Genomic DNA, 24309 nt, shown 5'->3' on the forward strand with positions numbered 1-24309 from the left:
GCTGGTCACCGGCCCTCCTCCCCGGGCGGTGCCGGGCCCACTCGTGCGCCCGGCCCCGGGGCACGGGGCTGCCCCGTGCCCCGTGTCACCGCGCGTACGCCTTGCGGCACATGTCGACCAGGTTCCCGGGCAGGCCGTACCGGCCGCCCTGCGCGCAGACGTCCGCCGGCGCGAAGGGCGGCTGCTTGGAGTGCGGCGGCTTCGGTTCCCGGGGCCGGGTGGGCCCGGAGGCGCGGCCGGAGGAGCGTGCGGGCCTGGAACGGGAAGGTGCGGCCGGAGGGCCGGGCGCGACATCGGCGCCCCGGTACTCGGGCTCCAGGGCATCGTCCGGCTCCGGCTCCGGCTCCGGCTCCGGTTCCGGGGCCGGCGGCGGGGTGGGGATCGGAGCGGCGGCCTGACCCAGCGGCGTGGCAGCGGGCTCGGGCATCGGTACCGGCGCGTGCTCCAGGGCCTGCAGGACCGGCGCGGCGGTGAGCTCGGACGCGGTGATCCGCTCGGTCCGGCCGCGCTCGGGGGCGATCCGCTCGGCCCCGGTGACCACCGCGGCGGCAACCACCAGGGCGAGCACGGCACTCCGCCGGGCCGCCGGGGCGGAGAGCGCCCGGGCGCCCGAGGCGGCCGTGCGCGCGGCCGCGCCCGGGCCTCGGCGGAGATGGCCGGCCGGCACGCCGGCGGACGCCGCAACGGCGGTGCCCGGAGCCGGGCCGGCGGCGGCTTGCCGGGCGGCCAGCGCCTCGCAGACACGGGCGTTGATGGTCGTGTGCCAGTAGGCGAGGGCCCCGGTGAGGGACCACACGGCCGCCGTCTCCCGGTAGAGCCGGGCCGCGAGCCGGTGGTCGCCCGACCGGTGCGCCAGGTAGGCCCGGACCTCCTGCACCCGCAGCACGTCCGGGTGTTCGGGGCCGGCTTCTGCCGCCAGCTCGTGCTGGAGCTGCTCGGCCAGCTGCCAGGCCTCCGCCGTCCGCCCGGCCCGGACGGCCGCCCCGATCCGGCGCATGGCCGGGGACGCCTCGCCGTCGGCCAGGCCGTTCGCCAGCCCGGGCGGCGGCGAGACGGCCGGGCCGTTGTCGGCCGCCACAATGCCCTGTCTCGGTCGCGTCATCTGCGCTTCCTCCCGTCGTCGGGTCAACGATGGCGGCCACGGGGCGCTACGGGTGGGAGGCCCACGGGCCACGACCAGGTGATTCACCCGAGGTCCACCGCACCGGTCCGCCAATCTGCCTGCACCCCGACGCGCCGGCGCGCGCTCGCTCACGCGCTCGACGGCTGGGGGATCAGCTGCCCGAGCGGAGATCCAGGTGGTCGGCTGCCCTTCGATCAGACCGTAGGAGCCCTGGCCGTAGAGAGTCGCGGTGACCTTCGGTACGCCGATCGGGGAGTGCTCGTTGACGAGGCACCCGGTGTCGCCGTCCCCCACCCGCCGGCCCGGGTGGTGGTGCCGATGACCGCGGCATCCGGTCATGCCGAGCCGGCTATCGAGCGTCGGCGAAAGGCCGGGCAGGCGGAACCTACCTGACTCGGCACCAGGGGTGCTTCGAGGCCGGGCTGCTGCCGCCGGGTCATCGTGAAGGCCGTCGAGCACCGTCATTGCCGCCTCGGGACCGGGCGGCGCGTGTCCGTGAGCCTGCGTGGTGGGGCCCGGCCGCCGGGGGTGTGCGGCCGGGCCGGGATCGGCGGCGGGATCAGCGTGGACGTCCCGTCCCCGGCTGCGACCGTACGGCACACTCCCGCCCTGGCCGGCGTGGACGCGCGGCCGAGCTGCAGGTGAGGGAGACAGACCGTGCGGGCGCCGTGTGCGCGGCCCGGCGCAGGGGCGGAGAGGGCAGGATTCGAACCTGCGCGGGCCCCAGGGGGACCCTGCTCGGCCATCGCTGGCCAGGCACCCGATGAACCGCTCCGGGCACCTCTCCCTGTCCGGGACCCATCTCGCGTTCCCTGACGTGCCCTCAGGATGCCCCGGGCACCTGACCCGGTGCTGACGCCCGGCTGACCCCCGCACCGTCCCACCCGGCCGCCGCCGGCTCCGCGGCCCGGCACGGGATACGGCGCTCTGCCTGCTGTCAGGCGGCGACCCGGGGCGCCCGGCGGTGCGACGCCCACGCGCGGGCGAAGGCGCGGGTGCGGTGCGGGTGCGGGTGCGGGCCGCGGGGGGCCTCGCCGGGCGCCGGAGCCGGCGCCGGGCATGGCCCTACGACAAGATGCGGCTCAGCACCTCCGGGCCGGACTCGGCGACGATCGCATCCCCGCCCTGACCACCGCTCTCGTCGGCGGTCCGCCTCGGCCCCAGCTCCAGCCCCGGCACATCCAGCAGCTGGGAGAGCCCGGGCGCCGCGTGCGTGGTGGGGGCCATCCCGTCGGGCAGCGGCGCCGTCGGCACGTCGTGCGGGTGGACGTGCGCCTTACCGACGACCAGCACGTACTTCCCCGCCCGTTCGACATCCCCCGCGATGGCATCGGCCGCATAGGTGTTGAAACGCCCCGCGCGCTGGAAGGAACCCCAGGGTCCCGGCGGGTTACCGGTCGTCGGAAGCCCGTCCACGAACTGGACCCGTACTCCCTGCACCTTGGCCTCCTGCACCATGGCGTGCAGATCGTTGCCCTCCAGCGAGTTCCAGCTCCGGTCGTACCGCTCGATCATCAACTTGAGCTCCGGCGGCATCGCCTTGTCCTGCGGGGAGCGCAGGAACTCCTCCATGAGCGGCTGGAAGCTGTCACCGCGCAGCGCCTCCAGGTAGACGGTGCTGACACCCGCCTCGTGCAGAGCCGCCATGTTGTCCTTCAGGAACGGCCAGGTCCGCGAAGCGGAGTGGCCCTCCCCCAGAACGAAACCGTCGTGCTCCGCAAGGACGGCACGGGCGCCGGAAATGGCGTTGTGGGCATCTCCGAGCACCCTGTCGACGTTGGCCAGGGCGTCGTGAGGCAGGCCGGCCGGCTGCCGCTCCGCGTTGGCCGCCACCATCTCGTCGAGCTGCGCGCGGCGGGCGTCCTGTCCGTTCCAGTAGTCGGCGGTCCGGTAGTCCTGGCGCGCCACCAACTCGATCCGTTCGTGTCCCGTGGACTCGAACTTGTAGGACGGCAGGGTCCTGATGGCCTCCTCGGTCGCCTTCAGGAGGTTCTTCCTGACCGGCGACGCAAGGTCGTTGAAGGTGATCGGGTCGAGGTCGGTCTTGAACGTCTTGGTGCGCTTGTTCAGATGGGTGCCCTCGAGAGGGCGCTGGGCGGCCCCTTTGCCGGTCACCGGGTGCAGGTGCGTCCCCCCGGGGCTGTTGTGCGGCAGGCCCGGAAGCAGCGCGGACAAGCTGTTGGGAGTGCTGGGCACCAGCAGCTTCTCCGCCTTGTAGAGCACCTTCTGCAGCGCGGACTTCTGATACGGGAAGACGAGCGACGGCCCGGCAGGATGCTCGTGCAGGGGGCGGGCCTGCCGGCCGGTGTCCGGCCGCCCCGGACTGCCCTCCACCCGCGCGGGGGACGACTCGACGCGGCCCGGCATGGCGTGCGCCGGCCCCGGGCGGACGGGGCCCGTCCGGAAATCCGCCGGGACATGAACGCTCGGATGGCCCGGCTGCGCGGTGGGACGTGCGGACGAGGAGGCCGCCGTAGCCGGGGCAGGTGCGGTAGCACTGCTGTGCAGGACCGGTGTCGGGTGAATCTCCGGCATGGCACTCACCGGCCGGCCGGCACCGGAGGACGGGCTCTCGGCCGGGCTCGCGAGCCGGATCTCGTCGGCCCCGGACCCGATCGGACGGACCGGCGCCTCCGGAGAAGCAACGGCCGCGACCTCCGTCTGCGGCAGATGCACCTGCGGCAGATCCGCCGCATGCTGCACCCGCGGAGCAACCTCAGCCACCGGACGTACCGGCCCAGTCTCCACCGGCACATGCACCTGCGGCAGATCCGCCACATGCTGCACCCGCGGAGCAACCTCAGCCACCGGACGTACCGGCCCAGTCTCCACCGGCACATGCACCTGCGGCAGATCCGCGCCAAGGCGGCCGCCGCCCGCCGGGACGGGCGTCTCGTGCGCTGCCGGCGTGCCGACCGTCGCAGCCTCGTGGAGCGGCGGCAGCGAGGAGGAGTGGCTCGGCACGGGCGCCACGGAGCTCTCGTGGGGGACCGCAGCCGGCGCCGGCTCGTGCGTCGAAGCGGGGCCGACGTGCTGAGCAGGCGTCCCCTCGGACACGGGCGCGTGCGATCCGGCCGCCGCCGGCTGCGCCCCCTCCGTCATCGGCGTGTGCGTGCCACCGCCGTGGGCGGGCGAGGCCTCGCCATGTGCGGAAGGTGCGCCGCCCTCCGCGAGGGCAGACGGACCGTGCGCGGGCGTGCCACCCTCACTCCCGTGGGCGGCGGACGTCGGCGAGCCGCCGCCCGTACCGCCGTGCTCCGACAGCGGAGCCGCCGGGTGGGACTGGCCCTGCGACTGCGCGGCACCGCTGCCGTCGGCCGCGTGCTGCGCCGCGCCGCCGACCGGCTCCGTCGCCGGTCCGTGCGTACCACCCGCACTGGCAGGGCTCGCCTCCGAGCCGGCCGCCGGGTGCTGGCCGGGCACGCCGTCGTGCGTACCGCCCGCCGGTGCACCGTGCGCGGCCGACGGGGGAACCTCCGCCCCGGCCGCGTGCTCGGACGCCGCAGGCATCGCACGGCTGCCACCGGTGCCCCCACCGCCCTCCGCCCCGGCCGAGTTGCCCGAGGCCGCCGACGGCGGCTGCTCCGGCCCGTGCGCCCCCGCGGCCGTCTCCGGACCCCCCGCACCCGGGACCCCGCCGTGTGGGACCTCCGTCACGGGGGCCTTGAAGTGCTCGTTGACCGCGGCGCCCGCAGCATGCAGGCCGGCGGCGCTGGCTCCACTGAGACCGGAGCCGAGCAGGCTGTGGCTGTCCACCGTCCCGGTGGTGACGGCCTGGGTGACGACGTCCGCGCCCACGCCGACCGCCGCGCCGGTCGCCATCTTGCCCGGGACGGTCCCCAGCGCCTTGCCTACGCCCAGCTTGGAACCGGCCGCGCCGATGCCCTTGCCCAGCAGGTTGCCGGAGGCTCCCGCCACGGCGCCGCCGACCACATTCTGGCCGAGCTCCTTCATGTCGAGGCCCTTGCGGTGCCCCTCCAGGACCTGGATGCTCTGCGCGAGCAGGTTGATGGCCGCCATCTGGATGGCCTGCTTGGCGGCGAACTTCATCGCCTCCGTGGCCAGCTTCTTCAGAATCTGCTGGACGACGGTGCGGCTGATGCCGACCATGACCGGGATCTGAGCCAGCGACAGGCCTGCGGTGAACGGCGCCTCCACCTCGGCCGTGGCGATCTCGACCGCGAGAATGCCCAGCTGGGCGATGATCTGAATCTTCGCCGTCTCGGCGGAGTTGGCCATCGACTCCAGCATCTCGCCCATGCCCTCGCAGGCCTTGGCCAGGCCGGGGAAGACGCCGGGCTGGGCCTCGCCCTTGCCAACGGTGAACCGGTCCCAGTACTGGGACAGTCCGGTGGCCGCCACGCCGACCTGACCGGTCAGCGCGCGCTTGACGGCGGCGTCGGCCGACTCCTCGACCTCATTGAGGGTCTCGGCCATGGTGCGCCAGTGTTCGGCCATACCCCGCAGGCTGTCCTCGTCGGCCTCGGGCCAGCGGGTGCCGGACAGCAGCAGCAGAACCCACTGGAGGGGCTCAGGGAGCTCGGTAGCCATGGTCAGCGCCTCCCGCCGGTGTGCACCATCGGGCCGACGTGGGGGGCGGGCAGGGTCGGCGCCACGGATACGGGTGCCTGCGGCAGCGCGGCCGCCGTGAGCGGGTTCATCGGGCGGTAGGTGTCGAGCTCCTGCATACGGCCGTTGAGGCTGCCGACGACCCGCTGCTCGGCGGTCTCGTAGTTCTGCGCCATCAGCTTCAGGCCGTCCGCGATCCGGTGCAGCGCGGCCGGGAGGCCCTTGAGGCCCTTCAGCGTGCCGGCGCTGTACGCGAGGTAGCCCTTCTCGCCCTCGGCGAACTGGTGCCCGGCGTGGTCGTTGCCCCAGGGGTGGGTGGCGTTCATGCTGGTCAAGTAGCTGTCCAGGGCAAGGTACGCCGCGGAGACCCGGTCCGTGGCGGCGAGCATCGGGGAGACCGCCGCCTGGTACTGCTCGGGGGTGACCTCGAAACCCGTCCCGGCGTTGGCCTTCGCAGCGGCGGCGGCAGCAGCAGCAGCAGCGGACGCCGCCGAAGCTGCCGGAGCCGCCGAGCCGGCCGCGAGGGTAGCCGTCCCCATCGCCGCCGAACCGGCCCCGAGAGTAGCCGTCCCCATCGCCGCCGAACCGGCAACCATGGTCGCCATCCCATCACCCGGCGCACCATGCGAAAGGGTCCCCACACCCGCCCGACTCACGACCTCCGTCGCCATCCCACCGTCCGGCGAACCGGTCGCCCTCGTCGCCGTCTCAAGCCCCTTCGCAGGAACCGGCGTTGGTGTCCGCACCTCGCCTGGTCCATGCACCTTCGTACGAAACAGATCTTCCATGACGCCTTCTCCCCGCCTTGTGCCGCCTGCCGGTCGGGCGACCGGCGAGCGGATATTGCTGCGCGCGGCGGCCGACGGGCCGACAGCACGCGTTACACGTTCTCCCCGCGGCCGGTCACGGCCGGGGACTCTCCTCCGGCACGGACGGCCTCGGGGCTGCCTTGGCGGGAGCGGGCTTGTCGAGCTCCCCCGCGGCCGCCAGCTTCGCCAGGGCAGCGCGCAGCTGAGGGCTCGGCACCTGATAGCCCCCCTCCTCCCGGAGCTGCGCGGGCTTCCCGCCGGTGTCCGCTCCGTTCGGGGCCCCCGCTCCGATGCCCGAGGCGCCCTGGCCGGGCGCGCCCTGGCGGCGCGCGGCCGCCGCGCCGGTCTGCTCCAGGTACGCGGCCTCTGCGGACGGGCGGCCCTCCGTCTGCCCGACGCCAGCACCGGCACCCGCACCCGCACCGCCCACGCCGGTCACCGTCCCCGTCCCCGTCTGGCCCCCGTTCCCGGCCTTGGGCCCCAGCACCACGCTGGTCAGCTGGGTGAGGAGATCGCCCGCGGGTGCCGGTGGGCGCTCCTCCCCCGCAGCCGCGGCCTGCGGGGCACCCGCCCGGCGCTGTTCGACCGTCACGGTCCGGGCATCGTCCAGCCAGCGCTGGCGCGCCCGCTGCGTCTGCCCGTCGCCGAGCTGGGCCTCGGTGGCCTGGCCGTGCACCCCGGAGTCGGCGAGTGCTTCGTCCTGCTCCGGCGCCTGCTCGACGACGAGGCCTGCCCTGCGCCTGCCGCGTGATCCCTTCTTGCCCCCGCCATGGCCCATGCCGTGCATGCCGCCCATGCCGGGCCCCCGCCCGGCGGCGCTCGCTCCTGCGGCAGCGCCCGCCCTCGTGCCGGTACCGGCCGTACCGGAGGCCGGCGTCTGCCGTGTCATGCCGGGTGCGGCCTGCCCGACCGTTCCCGCCCGGCCCGCCGCCCCTGCGGCCCCCGCCGCCGTAACGGACTGCGTACCGAGGCCCGCGCCTGCGAAGGAGGGCATGGACCCCGCCCGCGCCCGGCCCGCCGACCCGCCCCCCGCACCGAGCGCACCGGCCGCACCGGCCGCACCGAGCGATCCCGAGGACGAGCCCGCCGCAGCAGCCGGGTCGCCGACACCGCCGGAGGACGGCCCGCCCTGCGCGCCGGTACCCGCGTCGGCGCCGGTGAAGCCCGCCAGGTTCAGGCCGGGCGGGGCGCCGGCCCCCGGACGGCAGGCGGCAGCCCCCGGCACCTCCGCCGAGGCGAACTCGGACCGCAGTGTGCCGGGGCCGCCCAGCCCGGCGAGCACCGGCCGGGCCGCGACGGCCGAGGCCCCGCCCGCGGCGCCGTCAGCCGGGCTGTCCACGCCGGCGGCAGCCGTCGCCGAGTAGGCCGTGCCCACCCCGCCGAGCAGGCAGACCTTGCCGGCACCCGTCATACGCTCGACCTGGCCCGCGCTCTGACGGAGCATCGAGTCGACGTCGGCGCCGACCTGTCCGGCGAACTCCTTGCACGAGTCGGCGGTCTTCCGGACGCCCTCGGACTGGGCCGCGACCTCGGGCAGGGCGCCGGGCAGGCCGGCGTCCAGGTACTCCTTGGTGGACCTGAGCTGCTGCACCATCGCCGTCTTCGCCTGGGTGACGGTGTCCGACGCGCCGCGCAGGCACCGGGCCATGGTCAGTCCGGTCTCCAGCGTGGTGACGGCGTGGGCGTTGTCGTGGCCGGCGTACTTCTCCAGGTACTGCTGGAAGGTGTCGGCGGCCGCCCCGGACATGTGGGCCATCGCCTGCTGCGCGCTCGCCACGATGCTCCGCACCCGGGGGTCGGCCGCGGTGTTCCACGCCTCCCAGGCCGTGGCGAGTTCGGCGAGTCGGCCCTCGTCGGCGTTCGGGAAGGCGATGCCCGACCCGTTGGGGCTGCTCTGGACGGTCTTGAGCACCTCGGCCAGGTCGGCAGGCAGCTCGATCATGACTGGTCACTTTCTGGGGCGAACCGGGACGTCCGGTCGTGGAGGTACAAGCAGGCACAAGGCAGGCAGGCACACAGCTACCGGCCGGTGCAGGCAGGCGCAGGCCTTGCCGGTCGGCGACCGGACCGGGCTAGACCGCCGGATTCCCCCGCACCGGCGGCGCGGGCCTCGCGAGCGGCAGGGCCTGAACACCTGGCGTCTGAACACCTGGCGTCTGAACACCTGGGGCCTGCCCGCCGGCCGCCTGCCCGCCGGCCTCGCCGAGGATGCCCAGCAGCTCGGCGGCATGGCCGTCGTCGGCCTCGCGGTAGTGGCGGCACATCAGTAGCAGGTTGTCCGCCATCGCGGCGGAGTTCTGGAGGTACCGGCGGATGCCCTCGACGGCCTGCTTCTGGTGCTCGACCAGGCCGCCGACCCCGGACCCGCCGCCCAGCAGGGCCGCACCCACCGACTCGGTGCCGTACTCGGCCCGGGAGACCCCCTGCACCGCGGCCTCCACCTCGGCGGTGTGCGGTTCGAGTTCCGCGACCAGGCTCCGGATCTTCCTCGCGGCCGCCTCGACCTCCTGGAGGTCGATCCTGAACTCCCCGCTGCTCATCTGACTCACGCTCACCAACCTGGCTGGACCGTCGTCCCCGCTGACGCTGGTGGCTGACGATCCCTCATGCTGGTAATGGATCCATAAGCAGGCTGTAAGTGTCGCGCCGGCCGAAGCATGGTCACAACCGAGCGGGCCCCGCCCCGGCGCGACCCTACCCAGCCCCTGCCCCGCACACAACGGAGCGGCTGCGGCATGGGCGGACAGGGCTACAGCGCCCGCGTCATCGTCCGGTGTGCGGGATGCCCGCGTCGGGGTACTCGGGGCCCTCGGCGCTGTAGCCGAGCCGCTCGTAGAAGCCCAGCGCCTGGACCTGGGCGTGCAGCTCCAGCTCCGTCGCGCCCCGCTCCCGTCCGGCCTGCTCGATGGCGGGCACGGGGGCGGGGTGCGCCGCCGCGGGCCGGCGACCACCCCCGGGAGCGGCCACTAACCGGCACCCAACGCCCTGCGACCTGCAACAGCAGCCGGAGCTCGCGCCACCACCCGGCGCCGGCACCCGACCGGGACGGCGGCGGGCCCACGGCGGCGGCCGGGAGCAGCAGGCCCTCGCCGCCGCCACAGCGGGCACCCGCGGCCCGCAAGCTCCGCCGAGCCGGTGTGCCCGCCACCGTCCGGTGCGGCTGGTGCCGGCGCACCCTGGCCCGACGACGACACTCCGGTAGACCCCGGTCCGTGCATCTCCCGGATCTGGCCCACCGCCCACTGCCCGGCCAACTCCCTCACCACCTGCGACTGCGAGCACTGCACCGTCCACGGCCCCCTGCCCGGCCACACCACCCACCCCCGCACCCGGACCGGATGAACCCGAACCCGAGCAGCCGACCAACAGGACCGCACCGGTGATGGGAAGGAGCCCGGACGGGCTTTGACGGCCAACAGGAGCAGCAGGCGGGTGTGCGGTCGTGGATGGCGGGGGTGATGCGGTCGGGGGTGTTGGCGATGTGGGTCGGCTCGTGCCAGGACAGGTCGATGTGGGCCGACGGTTCGGCTCGACGTGAGTGTGCGCTGGTGATCCCCGGTCAGCGGCGGCCGGTGGCCAGGATGACGAGGAACTGGCCGCCGCCCGCCTCGATGTCGGCGGTCACCTGCAGCCCCGGTACCAGTCGGGAGAACCGGTCCACCAGCCAGTCCGCCGCCTCCTGGGCGTCCTGCCTGGTCGGACAACGGCCCACCATCTCGCGGCCCCCCTTGCGTTCCAGCCTGGCGGCAACGGTGATCAGCGGCGCGGGTTCGACCACGTACAGGCGGTCCGGCCAGGCGATGACCACCTTGACCGCGCCCTTGCGGGAGTTGCACCCGCGGTGCGCGAGCCGCTCGGCGACCTTGGCCTTCCGGTCGGCGGTCCGGCTGTCGACGCTGGGCCCCCGCGGGTCGTTCACCGACTTGTCGGGGTCGACCGGCTCGTCACACACCCAGCATCGCCAGCTGTCGCGCTCGGCCACATCATCTAGGGACTGTTCTGAATTCAGATCATGGTGTGGGCTTCAGGCTGCGGAGCCAAATGATGGAGCCGCGCAGGTGGAGACCTGCTTCGAAGCTGGCGGGCGTCTTGTCGTAGCGGGTGGCGAGGCCCCGCCAGTCCTTGATCTTGTTGATGGCTCGTTCGACGGTGTTGCGATCGCGGTACAGATCGGCGTCGTGGCTGACGGGCCGTCCGCCGCCTCGGCCTCTCTTCTTGCGGTTGGCGGCCTGGTCGTCCTTCTCCGGGATGACTGCCTTGATCTGGCGTCGGCGCAGGTAGGCCCGGGTGGTGCGAGCGGAGTAGGCCTTATCGGCGGCCACCGCGTCGGGGCGCGTTCGGGGCCGGCCGATCGGGCCGCGTACCTTGATCTTGTCCATGACGGCGGTGAACCGCGGGTTGTCCGCGCTCTGGCCCGGGGTGAGTACGAGGGACAGTGGGCGGCAGCGCCGCTCGGCAGCCAGGTGGGTCTTCGTGGTCAGCCCGCCGCGCGATCGCCCCAGCGCGGCCGCCTTGAGCCGGGCCCGGTGGCGTCGGCGTAGTTGGCGCTTCGCCTCCCGCCGGGATTCCTCCGCCTCGTCGGTGTCGTCGCCCCGGCCCGCTATCGCTCCGGTTCGTCCCTTCGCAACAGCCCCTTTTCCTCCGCGACGGCTTTCTCCAGCTCCTCCAGCAACTCGGCGTCCACGACCATCCCGGCGGCGTGATGGTGCGCACGAGAGACGGTGGAGTCCACGCTGACCAGTGACAAGTCGACCTGGCCGCGCGCGGCGGCCTCGGCGATCATCCCCTCCATCAGCGTCTGGAAGACTCCCGTGCGCGCCCAGGTGCCGAACTGGCCGTAGATCGTCGACCAGTTGCCGTACCGCTCGGGGACATCCCGCCAGGGACTGCCCACCCGGAACCGCCACATGATCGCGTCGAACTGCCGCCGCAGGTCCGGGATCGGCCCCGTCGCCGCCATCGGCAGGAACGGCTCAACCAGCTCCCACTCACTGTCCGTCAGATCGCCGCGCGTCATGGACTCGTTCTACCAGCCACCACACCACCGAGGAGCACGAACCGGCGCAATCATGATCTGAATTCAGAACAGTCCCTAGGAGACTCACCCGAGCAAAGTAGCCTGCCCGGCCGCCACCCTGCGCACCAGGGCCTCGGCAACCAGGACCGGCAGCCGGAGCAGCGGAGCGAGGGCGGTCGCCACCCCGGCGGCCAGGAGCAGCCGGAGCTCAACACCCCGGGTTCGTGATCACTGTCAGAGCGGCTTGATGGCCGTGATCCACGCCTTGTTGGCGGCGACGACCCCTGCGGTGCCGCCGCTCCACTGCCGGGCGGGGGCCCCGTTGTCGGTACGCCAGTCGGCGATCTCCAGCAGTGACGCCGAGTTGAGGTTGGACAGCCCGAGCTCCTTGCGAGGCCCGATCTGGCCCACGTACAGCCAGCCCTGGTTCCAGCCCTCGGTGCACTCCCACTGGCGGGCGGGTGCGCCGTCGTCCCTGCGCCAGTCGGCGATCTCCAGGCACTTCTTGGAGTTCCGGTTGACCAGCATCGTGATGCCGTGTGCCTGCTTGAAATCCCAGAGCTGGTGGGCGCCGCCGGTGCACTCCCACTGCCGGGCGGGGGCCCCGTTGTCGGTACGCCAGTCGGCGATCTCCAGGCACTTCCCGGAGTTCGCGTTGACGACGGTGGTGGACGACGGCCCGGTGAAGCCGCCGCCCGCCGCGGAGGCCGGGGTGACCGGCAGCACGGCGAGGAGCGCGACGGCGGTGCCGGCGACGGCCGCGGCGGTGCGCGGACGGTCGAGCGGTGTACGGCTGGTCATCGGAGTCCGATCCCTTGAACGAGTCGTGAGCGCAGGACGAGCTGGGATCGCCCGGGTGTGGATCGCCCCGGTCCCGTGTCGGCCGGGCGTCGAGACCACGCTCGATCAGCCCGCCCCCTGTTGCCCCGGCCACCTGCCGGGCTGCCGACACCGGCGCATCATAGGGCAGCCGACCGACAGTCGATCAAGTCCATTGTCGCGCCTGCTCCTGCTCCTGCTTCGGGGCCGGGGCCGCACAGGGGGGCCGACGGGCCCGGGGGCACGCGGGCCCCGAGCCCGGGCCGGGTTCAGTGATTCCCAATCGGGTTTTTCAAGGGAATGCGTGACGGTGCGTGAGTGTGTCACCCGCTGCGAGAGCGCTCCGGGGTGCGGCTCGACGGTGAACGTGCGGTGGTCCGTATGAGGGCCCAGAGAACGTCGAGGCGGCGCCGGGCCAAGGCGAGGACGGACCAGGGCGGAGATGCGGAGCCTGACGCAGGTCTTCACGATGCGGTGGGCGCGGGCCGCGGTCAGGTTGTGGGTGCGTCCCGGCAGGGCCCGTGAGATCCACCCGAGCTTTCCCTCGTCAGCGTCTGCCGCACCCGCGACGGCGCACCGCCCAGCGCCCGCACGGTGCAGAACCTCGTCCTCGAATCGCACCACGCCGACGCTGGTCTGGGGGCCCGACAGTCGGCCAGGGGCGCAGCACACGGCCGTCCCAGCCTAAGGATGCGCCTGGCGGCAGTGGCACCGGGCCCGAGCCGTGAGATGAAGGCATGGGTCGGGTTGCGGGGCGGAGAGGGCAGGATTCGAACCTGCGCGGGCTCCCGAGGGGACCCTGCTCGGCCATCACTGGCCAGGCACCCGATGAACCGCTCCGGGCACCTCTCCCAACACCGGGGAGCCGTGGTTCCAGCTCCCTGACGCGCTCTCAGCATGCCCCGCCGCGCTGACCAGCCGCTGACACCCCACTGATCCCGGGCCCACAGCGGGCAGCACGTCCCACAGGAGCGGCCGGGCGGACGGGGGCCGGCAGGGTGAGGAGCGGCGGCGAACCATGGCGCGCCTTCGAGCAGCGGCGGGCACGGGCCCTGGGTCAGATACTTCTCTGCAGCCGGTGGGACGGCCGGAGCGGGCACGCGGGGCGCAGCCGGAGCGCCCCGCGGGGATCTGCAACCCAGTTCCCCGGCGGCGAACAGTTCCCGGCTCGGCCCAACGCCCTCACGGCCAACGTCCGGCTACTCCCAGGGGTCGTTCCCCGATGCCCAGGCCGCCGCCTCGTCCGTGTTGTGCAGGAAGCGCGGGTCCGCCATGTCCTGGAGCGAGTCGTCACTGATCGGCCACTTCGGCCACTCGTTGCGCAGCAGCTTGAGCAGGAACTCGGCCATCCCACAGCGATACACCGACCACTCAAGATTCCCACGTGAGTACACCGCGACCCGCCATCGGTCTGGGTCCGGATCAGTCGTGATCCAGCAGAGGGTGTCGGCTGCGGCTGTCCATCCCCAGATGAGCAGTTCCTCGAGTCGGTGCTGCCCCTCATCCGCGGGACCCCACCGGTTCACCGCCTCATCCGCGAGCGCTTCCTCGGAGAGCCGCGAAACCGTGTTCCCATGCTGCTCGTCCGAGGTGACGGCGGGGATTTGGATGCCGACCATCTGCTCGATCGAGCCGCTGCCGAATTTGGCGACAAAAGCCCGATAGTCGGCGGGGAAGGAACTCCCGTAGACCTGCTCCACCGCACTCCAGTCGACCGTGTCCCCACAGGTCGGCCCGATGCACGACAGCAGTTCTCCGATGCCCGCCATGGCGGCGGCTGCGGCGGACTGATTGCCACTCACTCTAACGAGTAGCCGCACGATAGTGACGCGATCTTGATCGTGCGGGAGCCCCGCGACTTGAGCGCTGGTTTGTGGCGGTGCTGGCCTGGCAGGATCGGCTCGTGATGAAAACCTCGGTGACTATGCGCGAGCTTGTTGTCGGTGACTGCCACGCTGTACATGCCTTCGCCAGCCTGCCGGAGGCTTGCCGCTACCAGGCGTGGGGGCCGAACACCGAGGAACAGACGCGGGACTTCGTCCAAAGCGCGGTGGATGCCCGGTTGCAGTCCCCGCGGGCGAGATTCGTGTATGCGGCCTGCCTCGACGGTGAACTCGTCGGTATCGGCGAGTTGAAGGTTCGTAGCCTGGCCCACCGTCAGGGCGAGATCTCCTATCTCGTCCATCCTCGGGTGTGGGGTCGAGGCGTGGGCACAGCCATCGGCGGGGAACTACTCGGCACAGGGTTTGGGCTGATAGGACTGCACCGGATCTATGCGACCTGCGATCCTCGCAACGTCGCATCGGCCCGGGTGCTGGGCAAGCTCGGCATGACCCACGAGGGCCGGCACCGGCACACCGCGCGGATCCGGGACGGCTGGCGTGACTCCGACGTCTTCAGCATCCTCGGCCAGGAATGGGCGCACCGGCCCGGGCCTGAATGATCGGGGTATCGGTGGCCAGGCTCCGGCAGCGGCCCTGGTGCCGGAGGGCGAAGAGCCGCGCGGGATCATCTGGCGTGTGAAGTCAAGCTGGGCCCGCGCGGCCTGTTCTGATTCTGCCCTGTGCGGGATCTCGAAGGAACACCTGGGTGCGCTGATCACCGAGTTGGCCGGGCCGTGGACCGCCGCCCGAGACTCCGAGCTTGCCAAACGGCGTGGCCATGGTCGACTGCGGGCGGCCGGGGCCGGGCTGGATCACCAGTTGGTCTTCGTGGACCGGGTCCTGGTGACCTTGGTGGTGCTGCGCTGGGCGCTGTCGCACAGGGTGCTCGCGGTGCTGTTCGGAGTCTCGCCCTCCACGATCGACCGGGCGGTCGGAGAGATGCGCCCGCTGCTGGCCGCTCGCGGCTTCGCGGTGCCGGATCGGCCCGGGATCAGGCTCAGGACCCTCGCGGACGTGTTCGCCTATGCCCAGGCCGAGGGGATCACGCTGCGGATCGACGGTACCGAGGTGCAGGTACGCCGCCCGAAGGCGGGGCGGCTGGGCCGTAAGGCGTTCGTGTCGGGCAAGAAGAGGCAGAACACCGAGAAGGCCACGATGATCAGCGACGAGCAGGGGCGGGAGCTGTGGCTCGGGGCGATCCGCCCGGGCCGTATGCACGATGCCACCGCAGTACGCACCGAGGGCATCGAGGAGCAGCTGCGGCTGCACCCGAAGGTGAAGGCCGAAGTCGACTCCGGCTATGCCGGCCTGGCCCGCGACTTCCCCGGCCAGGTCAGCGCCCCGCCGAAGAAACCAGCGGCGGACGCCGGGCCGTCCGAGCGCAACTTCTACGACCACACGCGCCGCCGCCAATCCCAACGGCGGATCATGGTCGAGCACGCCAACGCAGAGATCAAGCAGTGGCGGTCGCTGCAACGCTGGACCGGCGAGCGCGACGACCTGCCTGAGGTCATCGCCGCAATCGGCGCCCTGGTCTCCGACCGCAGCGCCAAGCGCCCGACCCGCAGAAGGCCGAGCACGGAACTCGACCTCGTCCGCGCGACGGCCTGCTGATCCACCCCGAGCCGAACCGCCAGGCCAGCACGTCCCAAGCCCTATCGTGCGGCTACTCGTAAGGCTCCCATTGTGTCGGGGCATCCTTGCCCGGCGCACTGTCGGCCGCACCGGCGGGGGCTTCGGGGGCCGCGAGCTCGGTTGGACGGCGCCCCTCGCGGCGACCGGGGGCGGCCTGACGGATTTCAAGCTCCCGCCGCGCGCCGCAGACGTTTTCACCTGCGCCGACCAGCACCAGCCCTATCACGATCTACAACTGCCGCGTCGGCGCCACCGTCCAGCCATGCGCGCTCATCAGGCCCGGGCTACCCCGGCCAACGCACATCATTCACCGCTGACGACCTTGGGGGGTGTGGCGACGGCCTGTCTGAAGGTCGCCATGCTGAAGGTGCGTCTTCACAGCGAGACCGAAATCGCGCGTGTGGCGCAGCAGGCGCTGAACGACCGGGTGCGGCTGCTGCATCCGGGGTCGACCTTGGAGGAGAGCTTCCTCGGTCACCGCATCAAGGTGTCAGGTCCCCGGACCGGCAGGGGCATCAGCCGGGGTCAGGCGGCCGGGGCACCCGCCGCGGCTGTGGCCAGCCGGGCCAGGGTGGTGCGGATGCCTGCGCGGTTGACCTCGATCCGGCGCGCGGGGCCGGTGCCGGCGAAGACCAGGCCCAGCAGTTCGGCGGCGCGGGCGCCGCGGCCGGTGCGCAGGTCCTGCCAGGACTCGGTGACCCGGGTGCCGGCGCCCTCGGGCTCGAAGCGGTACCGCCAGCGCGCGATCGGCAGGCCGAGCACGTCCACGTCGAAGGTGAACTCGGCGCCCGGCGCGGCCACCGTCACCCGGCCCGTGGTGAACCACACGAACAGGCCCCGCCGGTTGAACCCGACGAACCGGGTGCCGGGCCGGGCGGCCGGGCCGGCCAGCCAGACCCGGCGGCACTCCGGGCTCCACCGCCCCATCGCCCGCAGGTCCGCCACCAGCCGGTAGAGCGTCTGGGGAGCGGCGTCGACCAGGATGGACTCCTCGATCTCGAACTGACGCGGCATCGGCTTCTTCCTGACGAAGGGGTGCCCGGCGGACCCGTCCGGGCTCGGGTGCCGTCAGCCGCGGGCGGCGACGAACAGGCTCTGCGAGGCGCGGCCGATCGGGCCCCGCTCGTCGTGGAGCCCGGCCTCCGCCGTGCCGATCCCGTCCGGGGCGACGGCGGTCCGGGCGTCGATGCAGACCCAGTCGCCGACAGGATGGCGGTGCAGGTTCACCGTCAGGTCCGGGTTGACGAACAGGTGCGAGGTGAAGTCGAGTTCGTTGCTGACCCCGTTGATGGAATCCGCCGCCACCAGCACCCGCTCCAGCGGGTCGGTCTTCTCCCCGGCCACCAGAGGAACCCGCATCCGCAGCCAGCAGGCGGCCGGCCCCCGCTCCAGGAAGGATCCGGCCGCGAACCGGAACTCCATGGCGGTGTGGTAGCCCTGCTCCCAGGGCACCGCGAAGAACGGCTGCGGCCGGGAGCGGCCGGGCGGCGCCACCACGGGCTCCGGCGCGACCCCGGGCACCGAGCCGGGCGCCGTACGGATGCTCAGCGCGGTCGCCCGCATGACCTCCGTACCGCCGTCCACCGCCAGCGAGACCCCCACCAGCTCCACGCTGCGCCCCGCCCGCAGGACCCGGGTGGCCACCGTCAGCGGCCGCAGCGGCACCGGCCGCAGGATCTCGAAGGTCATCCGGGCCACCCGCAGGTCCTCCCGGGCGCCCGGGCGCAGCAGCACCGCCCGGCCCAGCAGGGCGGCGGGCGGCCCGGCGTGCTGGCTGTCCACGTCCCACGGCCCCCGGGCGTACCCGGTGGGGGCGAACCGCTCCTGCGAGAGCTGCTCGAAGAACGCCTCGGCCCCGCTGCCGGTCCCGGTCATCGCCTGTCTCCCGTCGGTCGCCAGCAGCAGGCTACTGGCTGGTAGTCGCCGCTGTCCCGGGTTCCGGCCACCCGCCCCGCCTCGGAAGTCCTCGGCACTCCCTGCGACGATGACGGCCCCGACCTGGAAGGACGCACGTGAAAGACGCCGGCGAAACCGCCCCGACGGACGATCGACGGGACCCGGCAGTAGCAGCCGGTGGCGCGGCGGAGCCGGCCGTCTCCGCCCGTCCCCCGCGGTTCTCCCGCCTCCTGGCCGGCGCCGCAGTCGCCGCGACCGTAGTGGCTGCCGTGACGGCGGTGGCCGTCTCGGGCCTGGCCGGGCAGCCCACCGCCACACCGGCCGTCACTCGATCGCCCACCTCGGCACCCGCCGATTCGCCCACGCCCTCCGCGTCCCCCACACCCTCGCCGACACCGGCACCCTCCGACTCCCCGTCACCATCGCTCATTCCCGCCCCCACCGCAGCGAAGACCGACACACCGTCGCCCACCACCACCCGCAGCCGTCCCGCGCCCACACACGCGGCGAACACCCCAGGGCCGCGGCCGACCAGCAACGACCCTGCCCCCGGCTGCAACTGCACCATCGTCCACCCGGACCCCGGACCCCAACCCACCTGCGGAACACCGAGCAACCCCTGCCACGCCACCCCACTCCCGAACACCCCAATCCCCACTCCGCACTGAACACCCGCACGCCCATCGCAGCGCGACACGGGAAGCAGGCCCCGCGACCCGCGGCCGCGGGGACAGGGCGGCGGCCTGCGGTCCGGGCGGGAGAGGCGCACGGCGCAGCACGGGCGGGCGGGATGCTCGCGGACCTGGACGTGGCCGACGGGATGCGCGTGCTGGACGTCGGGACGGGCGCCGGCTGGAACGCCGGCCTGCCGGCCTGGCGGCTCGGCGGCGAGCGGGTGGTGACCGTCGAGGTGGATCCGCGCCTCGCCGCGGCCGCCCAGGAGCGCCTCGCGGCCCGGGGCCTGCACCCGCACTGCGTGGCCGGGGACGGCGCGGCCGGGTACCCGGACCGGGCGCCGTACGACCGGATCGTCGTGACGTTCTCCGTGACGGACGTTCCGGCCGCGTGGGTGGCGCAGACCGCGCCGGGTGGGCTGATCGTCGTGCCGTGGGGGCACCGAGTTCGGCGGCGAGGCCGTCGCCCGCCTCACCGTCGCCCCGGGCGGTGTCGCGCAGGGCCGCTTCACCCGGTCCTCCGCGTTCATGCGCATGCGCTCCCAGCGTGGCGTGCGGCCGCCGTTCGACGCCTATCTGAAGGGCCGGCCGTGGCCGGCCGACGGCCGCCGTTCCACCACGGCGCTGTCGCCGGCGCTCACCGGCGGCTGGGTCGAGCAGTTCGCGATCGGCCTGCGGGTCCCCCACGTGTTCTGGCGCAGCGAGCGGTACGAGGACGGCACCTACACGCTGTGGCTCTACGACTCCACCGACACCCGGTCCTGGGCGAGCGCCGACTGGGAGCCGGACCGCAGCACGTACGAGGTCGTGCAGGCCGGCCCGCGGTCGCTGTGGGGCGAGGTCGAGGCCGCCTGGCGCTGGTGGGACGCCCAGGGCCGGCCCGGCTTCACCCGGTTCGGCCTCACCGTCGACGCCGCCGGCCAGCACGCGTGGCTCGACAGCCCCGACCACCCCGTGGGCGCGCGGTGCTCCGGCGGGGGGCGGCTCGCGGTGTGAGGCGGTGCCGATCGAGAAGGTCCGTCCCGTCCCGGCCGCGGCAGGTGACACGGCGGCCGAGCCGGCGGCGGTGCGGATGGTGCGTGCGGGTCCTGCCCGGGCCGGGGCGCGCAGGGCGGACCGGTCCGGACGGGTGCGGTACTGGAGAGGATGGGCTCTCCCGCGAAATCATGTGACGGACGATCGGACACGTGTGCTCTAATGCGCTGTCACGCCGTCCACGCACCACCTGCGAGTGCGACCTCAGAACCGGGAGCAGTACCGGCCGATGAACGCTGTATGCCCCCGATGCGCCGAGTGCGACCAGACCGTGAGCGTGCCGCACGCCTTGACCGACACCGGCCACCCGCTCGCGGCACCGGAGCACGGCCTGCTCCTGCCGCCACCGCCACCGGCGCCGGCGGCGGTCGAGCGCGCCAAGCCCGCCATCGCGCTCTACGCCGCGGCGGCCGTGATCACCGTCCTCGGGCTGAAGAACATGGCCGACAGCCTCCCCGACCTGCGGGACGCCAACGCGTCCTACCGCATGGGCTACCTCCTCGGCCCGCTGATCCTCACCGTGCCCTTGGCGCTGGCCGGGCTGGTCGTGCAGCTGGCGACGAAACGGCGGCGGGTCAAGGTGGCCGAGGACGCGGCCCGGAGGCGGCGCGCGGTCTGGGAACGGTGCCACCGGGTCTGGCAGGCGGCCTGGTTGTGCCGACGGTGCCGGATGGCGTTCTTCCCGAAGGGGGCGATCCGCCCGGACTTCCCCGCCTCTCCGGCCATAGCGGTGGCGCAGCTTCCGATGTGGGTGACGACGACAGCCGAGCGTGAGTTCAGCGTGCCGGAGCCTGCCGAGCGTAAGTTCGCCGTGTCGGAGCCTGCCGGTCCGCGCTGAACCCCGGACCGGCCGGGGATCCGCCCGGCGCCGGCGGGGGCGATCGGGCGGAGCCTGCGCAGGAGGCCGTGCCGCGACGTACCGGGTCGGCGTGCACGGCCCGGCGCGGTGGGACGGAGGGCAGGATTCGAACCTGCGCGGGCCCCAGGGGGACCTGCTCGGCCATCACGGGCCAGGCGCCCGGTGAACCGCTCCGGGCACCTCTCCCAGTGCCGGGAGCCGCGCTCGCGCTCCCTGACGTGCCTTCGCGGTCCGAAGCGATGGGGCGTTCGTCGACCGGTGGACGGGCGATCGATGAACTCGCTTGGTTGCTGCTCCCGTTGGTACCGGTGAGGGCCCGCCGGGCGGGCGCCGGACGGGCTGCGGCCCGGGTGCCCCGGGCGGCTGACGAGGCCCGGTCCCGACCAGTCAGGAGCAGACATGAACAAGATCAAGGCCGCCGTCACGGCCGCCGCCGTCCTCGCCGGAATCGGGCTGAGCGCGGCTCCCGCGTCGGCAGGTGACATCGGTGTCCCCGCCACCCCCGCGCACTGCGGCAACAAGCAGTTCGGCGGCACCTTCCTGTGCGGCGGTGCCTACGGTGAGGGCGGGACCTACTTCGGCTTCCGGGACGGCACCAGCGAGATCTTCGTGATCGGAACCGACCACGCCGTGTGGACGCGCTGGACGATCGGCAGCTCCGGCAAGCTGAGCGCCTGGACCTCCATGGGCGGCTATTTCACGAGCAAGGTCGAGATAACCCGCCAGACCCTCGGCGGCGCCTTCACCATCACCGCACGCGGCAGCGACAACCGCACATGGTCCCGCGACCGTGACCAGAACGGGAACTGGAGCGCCTGGTACACCCACGGCACGTCGTCGGCCGGCACCGGCAACGCCTGATCGTGGTGGGGGGTCCCGGAGAATCGGTCCATGACCGCTCCGGGGCCTCCCCCTCGCGCGTCGGGTGCACGTGGATCTGGCGCGGGTGTGCGCGGCCGGCTGCCGCCGTCGGTGGGTTCCGCAACACCTGGCGCGGGCAGTACCGACCGCAGGAGCGTGTCCGTCCGTGGCTCTCGCCGTCCATCGGTGCCTGCCCACCAACGGCGACAGCCGGCACATCACCGGCGGCGGGCACGGGTACACGCCCGGCACGGCCGGGTCGGACCGGCCGCCGGGTGTGGCGTACCTGGAGCAGATCGCCCGCGGTGCCGAGTAGTACCCGGGCCTCCCACCCACCCGGGAGCCTCGCCTGCGAGGGTGCGGCGTCGTGTCCGCGGTCGCCGGACTGCCGGCGTGAAGAGGTTCACGCGGCGTCCTGTCCGATCGGCCCCGAGCGCGCGGAAGGGATGGGGGACCCGAGGGAGTCCCCGTGGACCTGATGCTCACCCAGCCCGACTCCCCCGAGTACGTCCTGTACGCGTTCGCCGGCGAGCTCGGCGTGATCACGACCGACAGCGTCGGGGGACGGCCTGAGCGCCGGCACCATCGCCCTGCTCACCGCCGCCTACTTCCCCGACGAGTACCGCCTCACCGTGACCCGCCTCTACCGCCGCCGCTACGGCCGGGCCTGGGAGCGGCTGGTCTGACGCACAGCCCGACCGGCGACGCCGCCCCGCGCCGCGAACGAGAACGGTCCGCCCCGTACTGCTCGCGGGACGGGCCGGTGCTTCTCAGTGCAGACGGGACCGTACCGCATCAGACCGGCCGACAGCCCCCGCGCGAGGAGGCGCCCGCCTGTCGGCTACGGCTCGGCGGGAGCGCCGTTGCCCCCGGCCCGGCCCGCGGCGCCGAATCGCCACGCCTCGATGTCGCGGTAACGGATCGGCCCAGGGCCGCGGCCGATGTTGCTGCCGACCAGGTGGAGACGCTCGGTGCGCCACGGTCGGCCCACGAACCCGGAGAGCCCGGCCGCGGCCTGCGGCACGCTGGTGGAATCGTCGCGACGGGACCGCGCCAGGGTCAGATGGGGGCGCAGCGGGCGGTTGTTGAACTCGATCCCGCAGGACCTGGCCAGGTCCCGGACGTCGGCGGCGAGCAGGTGCAGTCCCTCCAGGTCCCCGTCGATCCCGCTCCACAGCAGTCGCTCGTCGAAGTGGCCGCCCCCACGCAGCCCCAGCTGCAGAGCGGGGTGCGACGCCGCCCGGCCGGCCAGCACCGACCGCAGCAACGGCACTGCCGTGGAGGGCAGCTCACCGAGGAAGGCCAGAGTGATGTGCCAGTCCTCGATCCGGTTCCACCGCAGCCGCGGGTACCTGGTGTAAGCGGGCTGCAGGACCCGGGCCAGCTCGTCCTTGGCGTCGTCGGGCGGAGCCAACGCCACGAAGACACGCAGGGTCGAGGGCTCGGGGGGAACGTCCACCAGGGATTTCTAGCACCCCACCAGCGTTCCCGGCCGGGGAGGAGACCCGCCTGCGGCGCAGCCACCCGGCAGCGCCGGTCAGGACGGCGTGCCGGCACCGTCGACCGGAACGTCGCCGACACTCCCCGGCTCCCCGCCGCGCCGCGCCGCGGCCGACCGACGGAAGCACCGGCCCGGACAGCGTCCACCAGGCGCCGCACACCGGCACCGGCGGGGGCCGGGGAGTCAGGACGGCGTCGGGGCAGCCTCCCAGGCGAACCCGTCAGGGTCGGTGAAGGTGCCGGCGGTGCTGCCGAGGACGATGCGGTGCGAGCCGGCGCCGTCGGCGGGGACACCGAGGTCCTTGGCAAGGGCACGGCGCTTGTACAGCGCCAGCTTGACGGGGCCGGACTGTCCAGGGGCGAACTCGGTGTACTTGCCACCGAAGCTCTTGGCCACGGTCAGGCCACGGCCGACGTAGGACTGCTTGGTGGCCTTCACGTCCTCGACTCCGAGCAGCAGGACGACCTCGTCGATCTCGCGGGTGGCGGGGCCCGTGTCCTTCTTCGCCGAGGTCGCGATCTTCCAGATCGTCCCGTCCGGTGCCTGGACGACGCCACCGTAGCCCCACAGCGACTTCGCGGCAGGCTTCAGCACCGTGGCGCCGGCGGCCACTGCGGCGCCGACGAAGCCATCAACGGTGCCCGGCCCGGACACCGTGAGCGCCAGAGTGAAGCCGCGGAATCCGTTCGAGTGCGCCTCGGACGCCCGCAGGCGTATGTACGTGTCCACGCCGAAGTCGCTGTAGAAGCGGCGGGCAGCCTCAAGGCCGGCCACCTCGACGGTGACGGACACGAGGGATGTGTGGGCTGTGGTGGAGGTGGTGGTTGCCATGACCAAGACGCTAGGAGGTGCACAGCCACCAGGGCTTCTCGAATCCTGACCGGTCCTGAGACCTGGTTCAGAGCGGGACCCCGCGGTGTTCAAGGACGGGGAGGATGTCAACCGGTGGACCACCGCCCGCCGGCACCTCGCCACCACGGCGGACGAGGCCCTCCCCGGGGAGAACGGCGTGGCCGCCCACAGCGCCGTGCCCGTCCCGTTCGCGGCCGCCGCAGGGAGTGAGGCCGTACGGATGGGATGACCGCTTACGGCTCCCGGGCCTACTCGTCCCTGCCCCGGACCCGACCGGACAGACACCGTCCCAGTGCCCCGTCGTGGTGCCGGGAAGCCCCGCGACCCCGGCGTTACCGCCTCGGGATGTCCCGCACGAGCCGCTCCCGCGCCAGGTGCGCGGCCCACACCTCGCCCGGCGCGGTCCCCGGCCAGACGATGGCTTCCCCGGTGGCCCGGGAACGGCGTCCTCGTTGCGCAGGGCATGAAGAAGATCACCGCGCTCGGCGCGGAGGACTCCGACGTCCACACCCCCGCCGGATGGAAGCCGCTCCCTGCGGGCACGCGCCGTGACCTGCTGCTCGGTCCGGCGCGGGCCCTGGACGCCGGGCCGGGGAGCGGCCGAGAGCAGCGCAGGGCGGCCGGGACGATGGGGCGGTGACCGAACTCTGGCGGCCGGCGGACTCCCGACGCCGCAGACATCCCCGACCACGTGACGCCCAGCGTTTGACCGGGGGTCGAGTCGGGCGTGCGATGGAAGGTGGGCGGGGCGGGTGCGGGATGCCCGTTCCGCGGCG

20 protein-coding genes, 3 tRNA genes and 4 pseudogenes are annotated in these 24309 nt (G+C 73.4%); 9 read left to right on the forward strand and 18 right to left on the reverse strand.

What is annotated here, in order from left to right:
* Positions 1-85 precede the first annotated feature (85 nt).
* The 13 genes and pseudogenes from OG871_RS00685 to OG871_RS00745 all read right to left on the reverse strand — a co-directional run bounded on the left by OG871_RS00685 (position 86) and on the right by OG871_RS00745 (position 14139).
* Positions 86-1102 (reverse strand): hypothetical protein, encoded by a 1017-nt coding sequence (locus OG871_RS00685; RefSeq protein ID WP_371493538.1) that lies wholly within the window; start codon positions 1100-1102, stop codon positions 86-88.
* A 712-nt stretch (positions 1103-1814) separates the two neighbouring features.
* A tRNA-Ala gene (locus tag OG871_RS00690) sits at positions 1815-1910 on the reverse strand.
* Positions 1911-2188: 278 nt separating this feature from the next.
* Entirely contained in the window at positions 2189-5674 is a 3486-nt protein-coding gene (locus tag OG871_RS00695) for a hypothetical protein (protein WP_371493540.1), read from the reverse strand.
* A gap of 2 nt (positions 5675-5676) precedes the next feature.
* Entirely contained in the window at positions 5677-6297 is a 621-nt protein-coding gene (locus tag OG871_RS00700) for a hypothetical protein (protein ID WP_371493542.1), read from the reverse strand.
* Positions 6298-6595: 298 nt separating this feature from the next.
* Entirely contained in the window at positions 6596-8443 is a 1848-nt protein-coding gene (locus OG871_RS00705) for a hypothetical protein (RefSeq protein ID WP_371493543.1), read from the reverse strand.
* Between the two features lie 130 nt (positions 8444-8573).
* The gene (locus tag OG871_RS00710; RefSeq protein WP_371493544.1) at positions 8574-9041 is read right to left on the reverse strand and encodes a hypothetical protein; all 468 of its coding nucleotides are present in this window, start codon (positions 9039-9041) and stop codon (positions 8574-8576) included.
* A gap of 223 nt (positions 9042-9264) precedes the next feature.
* On the reverse strand, positions 9265-9417 hold the full coding sequence (locus OG871_RS00715) for a GNAT family N-acetyltransferase (protein ID WP_371493546.1): 153 nt from the start codon (positions 9415-9417) through the stop codon (positions 9265-9267).
* Between the two features lie 643 nt (positions 9418-10060).
* Positions 10061-10483 (reverse strand): hypothetical protein, encoded by a 423-nt coding sequence (locus tag OG871_RS00720; protein WP_371493547.1) that lies wholly within the window; start codon positions 10481-10483, stop codon positions 10061-10063.
* A gap of 28 nt (positions 10484-10511) precedes the next feature.
* Positions 10512-11518 (reverse strand): annotated as a pseudogene (locus OG871_RS00725) (IS5 family transposase).
* Positions 11519-11752: 234 nt separating this feature from the next.
* Positions 11753-12319 (reverse strand): RICIN domain-containing protein, encoded by a 567-nt coding sequence (locus OG871_RS00730; protein WP_371493548.1) that lies wholly within the window; start codon positions 12317-12319, stop codon positions 11753-11755.
* Between the two features lie 450 nt (positions 12320-12769).
* Positions 12770-12880, reverse strand: a pseudogene (locus OG871_RS00735) (IS5/IS1182 family transposase); the annotation flags it as partial.
* A 212-nt stretch (positions 12881-13092) separates the two neighbouring features.
* Positions 13093-13189, reverse strand: a tRNA-His gene (locus tag OG871_RS00740).
* A gap of 347 nt (positions 13190-13536) precedes the next feature.
* Positions 13537-14139, reverse strand: coding sequence for a hypothetical protein (locus tag OG871_RS00745; RefSeq protein WP_371493549.1), 603 nt, complete (start codon positions 14137-14139; stop codon positions 13537-13539).
* A 71-nt stretch (positions 14140-14210) separates the two neighbouring features.
* On the opposite strand from OG871_RS00745, the gene OG871_RS00750 reads away from it, so the two are divergent.
* Together OG871_RS00750 and OG871_RS00755 are read left to right on the forward strand one after the other, a co-directional pair.
* The gene (locus OG871_RS00750; protein ID WP_371493551.1) at positions 14211-14780 is read left to right on the forward strand and encodes a GNAT family N-acetyltransferase; all 570 of its coding nucleotides are present in this window, start codon (positions 14211-14213) and stop codon (positions 14778-14780) included.
* Between the two features lie 76 nt (positions 14781-14856).
* On the forward strand, positions 14857-15834 hold the full coding sequence (locus OG871_RS00755; RefSeq protein ID WP_371493552.1) for a transposase family protein: 978 nt from the start codon (positions 14857-14859) through the stop codon (positions 15832-15834).
* Positions 15835-16380: 546 nt separating this feature from the next.
* On the opposite strand, the gene OG871_RS00760 is transcribed toward OG871_RS00755, so the two are convergent.
* Both OG871_RS00760 and OG871_RS00765 read right to left on the reverse strand, forming a co-directional pair.
* Positions 16381-16869 (reverse strand): SRPBCC family protein, encoded by a 489-nt coding sequence (locus OG871_RS00760; protein ID WP_371493553.1) that lies wholly within the window; start codon positions 16867-16869, stop codon positions 16381-16383.
* 54 nt (positions 16870-16923) lie between these two features.
* Positions 16924-17730 (reverse strand): thioesterase family protein, encoded by an 807-nt coding sequence (locus tag OG871_RS00765; protein ID WP_371493554.1) that lies wholly within the window; start codon positions 17728-17730, stop codon positions 16924-16926.
* Between the two features lie 841 nt (positions 17731-18571).
* Here OG871_RS00765 and OG871_RS00770 point away from each other — a divergent pair.
* The 3 genes and pseudogenes from OG871_RS00770 to OG871_RS00780 form a co-directional block, all read left to right on the forward strand.
* A pseudogene (locus OG871_RS00770) lies at positions 18572-18808 on the forward strand (methyltransferase domain-containing protein); the annotation flags it as partial.
* Between the two features lie 151 nt (positions 18809-18959).
* A complete protein-coding gene (locus OG871_RS00775) occupies positions 18960-19421 on the forward strand; it encodes a hypothetical protein (RefSeq protein WP_371493555.1) in 462 nt (153 codons plus the stop codon).
* Between the two features lie 316 nt (positions 19422-19737).
* Positions 19738-20298, forward strand: coding sequence for a hypothetical protein (locus OG871_RS00780; RefSeq protein ID WP_371493556.1), 561 nt, complete (start codon positions 19738-19740; stop codon positions 20296-20298).
* 114 nt (positions 20299-20412) lie between these two features.
* Here OG871_RS00780 and OG871_RS00785 read toward each other — a convergent pair.
* Positions 20413-20505: transfer RNA gene (locus OG871_RS00785), tRNA-Ala, on the reverse strand.
* Between the two features lie 213 nt (positions 20506-20718).
* Here OG871_RS00785 and OG871_RS00790 point away from each other — a divergent pair.
* The gene (locus tag OG871_RS00790) at positions 20719-21180 is read left to right on the forward strand and encodes a hypothetical protein (protein ID WP_371493557.1); all 462 of its coding nucleotides are present in this window, start codon (positions 20719-20721) and stop codon (positions 21178-21180) included.
* A gap of 166 nt (positions 21181-21346) precedes the next feature.
* Positions 21347-21493, forward strand: a pseudogene (locus tag OG871_RS00795) (alkanesulfonate monooxygenase); the annotation flags it as partial.
* Positions 21494-22021: 528 nt separating this feature from the next.
* Here the strand turns inward: OG871_RS00795 and thpR are convergent.
* Positions 22022-22639, reverse strand: a complete 618-nt coding sequence (gene thpR, locus OG871_RS00800) for an RNA 2',3'-cyclic phosphodiesterase (RefSeq protein ID WP_371493558.1) — start codon at positions 22637-22639, stop codon at positions 22022-22024.
* Positions 22640-22864: 225 nt separating this feature from the next.
* Positions 22865-23512 (reverse strand): glyoxalase, encoded by a 648-nt coding sequence (locus tag OG871_RS00805; RefSeq protein ID WP_371493559.1) that lies wholly within the window; start codon positions 23510-23512, stop codon positions 22865-22867.
* A gap of 85 nt (positions 23513-23597) precedes the next feature.
* Here OG871_RS00805 and OG871_RS00810 point away from each other — a divergent pair, with 85 nt between their 5' ends.
* Complete coding sequence (locus OG871_RS00810; RefSeq protein WP_371493560.1) at positions 23598-23762, forward strand: hypothetical protein; 165 nt, start codon at positions 23598-23600, stop codon at positions 23760-23762.
* Positions 23763-23996: 234 nt separating this feature from the next.
* A complete protein-coding gene (locus tag OG871_RS00815; protein WP_371493561.1) occupies positions 23997-24173 on the forward strand; it encodes a hypothetical protein in 177 nt (58 codons plus the stop codon).
* Positions 24174-24309 lie beyond the last annotated feature (136 nt).

The sequence above is a fragment of the Kitasatospora sp. NBC_00374 genome, assembly GCF_041434935.1.
Taxonomy (GTDB): Bacteria; Actinomycetota; Actinomycetes; order Streptomycetales; family Streptomycetaceae; genus Kitasatospora.

Coding starts and splice junctions, on each gene's coding strand:
- OG871_RS00685 (WP_371493538.1), bottom strand. CDS start 1,102: ATGACGCGACCGAGACAGGGCATTGTGGCGGCCGACAACGGCCCGGCC.
- OG871_RS00695 (WP_371493540.1), bottom strand. CDS start 5,674: ATGGCTACCGAGCTCCCTGAGCCCCTCCAGTGGGTTCTGCTGCTGCTG.
- OG871_RS00700 (WP_371493542.1), bottom strand. CDS start 6,297: ATGGCGACCATGGTTGCCGGTTCGGCGGCGATGGGGACGGCTACTCTC.
- OG871_RS00705 (WP_371493543.1), bottom strand. CDS start 8,443: ATGATCGAGCTGCCTGCCGACCTGGCCGAGGTGCTCAAGACCGTCCAG.
- OG871_RS00710 (WP_371493544.1), bottom strand. CDS start 9,041: ATGAGCAGCGGGGAGTTCAGGATCGACCTCCAGGAGGTCGAGGCGGCC.
- OG871_RS00730 (WP_371493548.1), bottom strand. CDS start 12,319: ATGACCAGCCGTACACCGCTCGACCGTCCGCGCACCGCCGCGGCCGTC.
- OG871_RS00760 (WP_371493553.1), bottom strand. CDS start 16,869: ATGCCGCGTCAGTTCGAGATCGAGGAGTCCATCCTGGTCGACGCCGCT.
- OG871_RS00765 (WP_371493554.1), bottom strand. CDS start 17,730: ATGACCGGGACCGGCAGCGGGGCCGAGGCGTTCTTCGAGCAGCTCTCG.
- OG871_RS00775 (WP_371493555.1), top strand. CDS start 18,960: ATGCGCTCCCAGCGTGGCGTGCGGCCGCCGTTCGACGCCTATCTGAAG.
- OG871_RS00790 (WP_371493557.1), top strand. CDS start 20,719: ATGAACAAGATCAAGGCCGCCGTCACGGCCGCCGCCGTCCTCGCCGGA.
- OG871_RS00805 (WP_371493559.1), bottom strand. CDS start 23,512: ATGGCAACCACCACCTCCACCACAGCCCACACATCCCTCGTGTCCGTC.
- OG871_RS00815 (WP_371493561.1), top strand. CDS start 23,997: ATGAAGAAGATCACCGCGCTCGGCGCGGAGGACTCCGACGTCCACACC.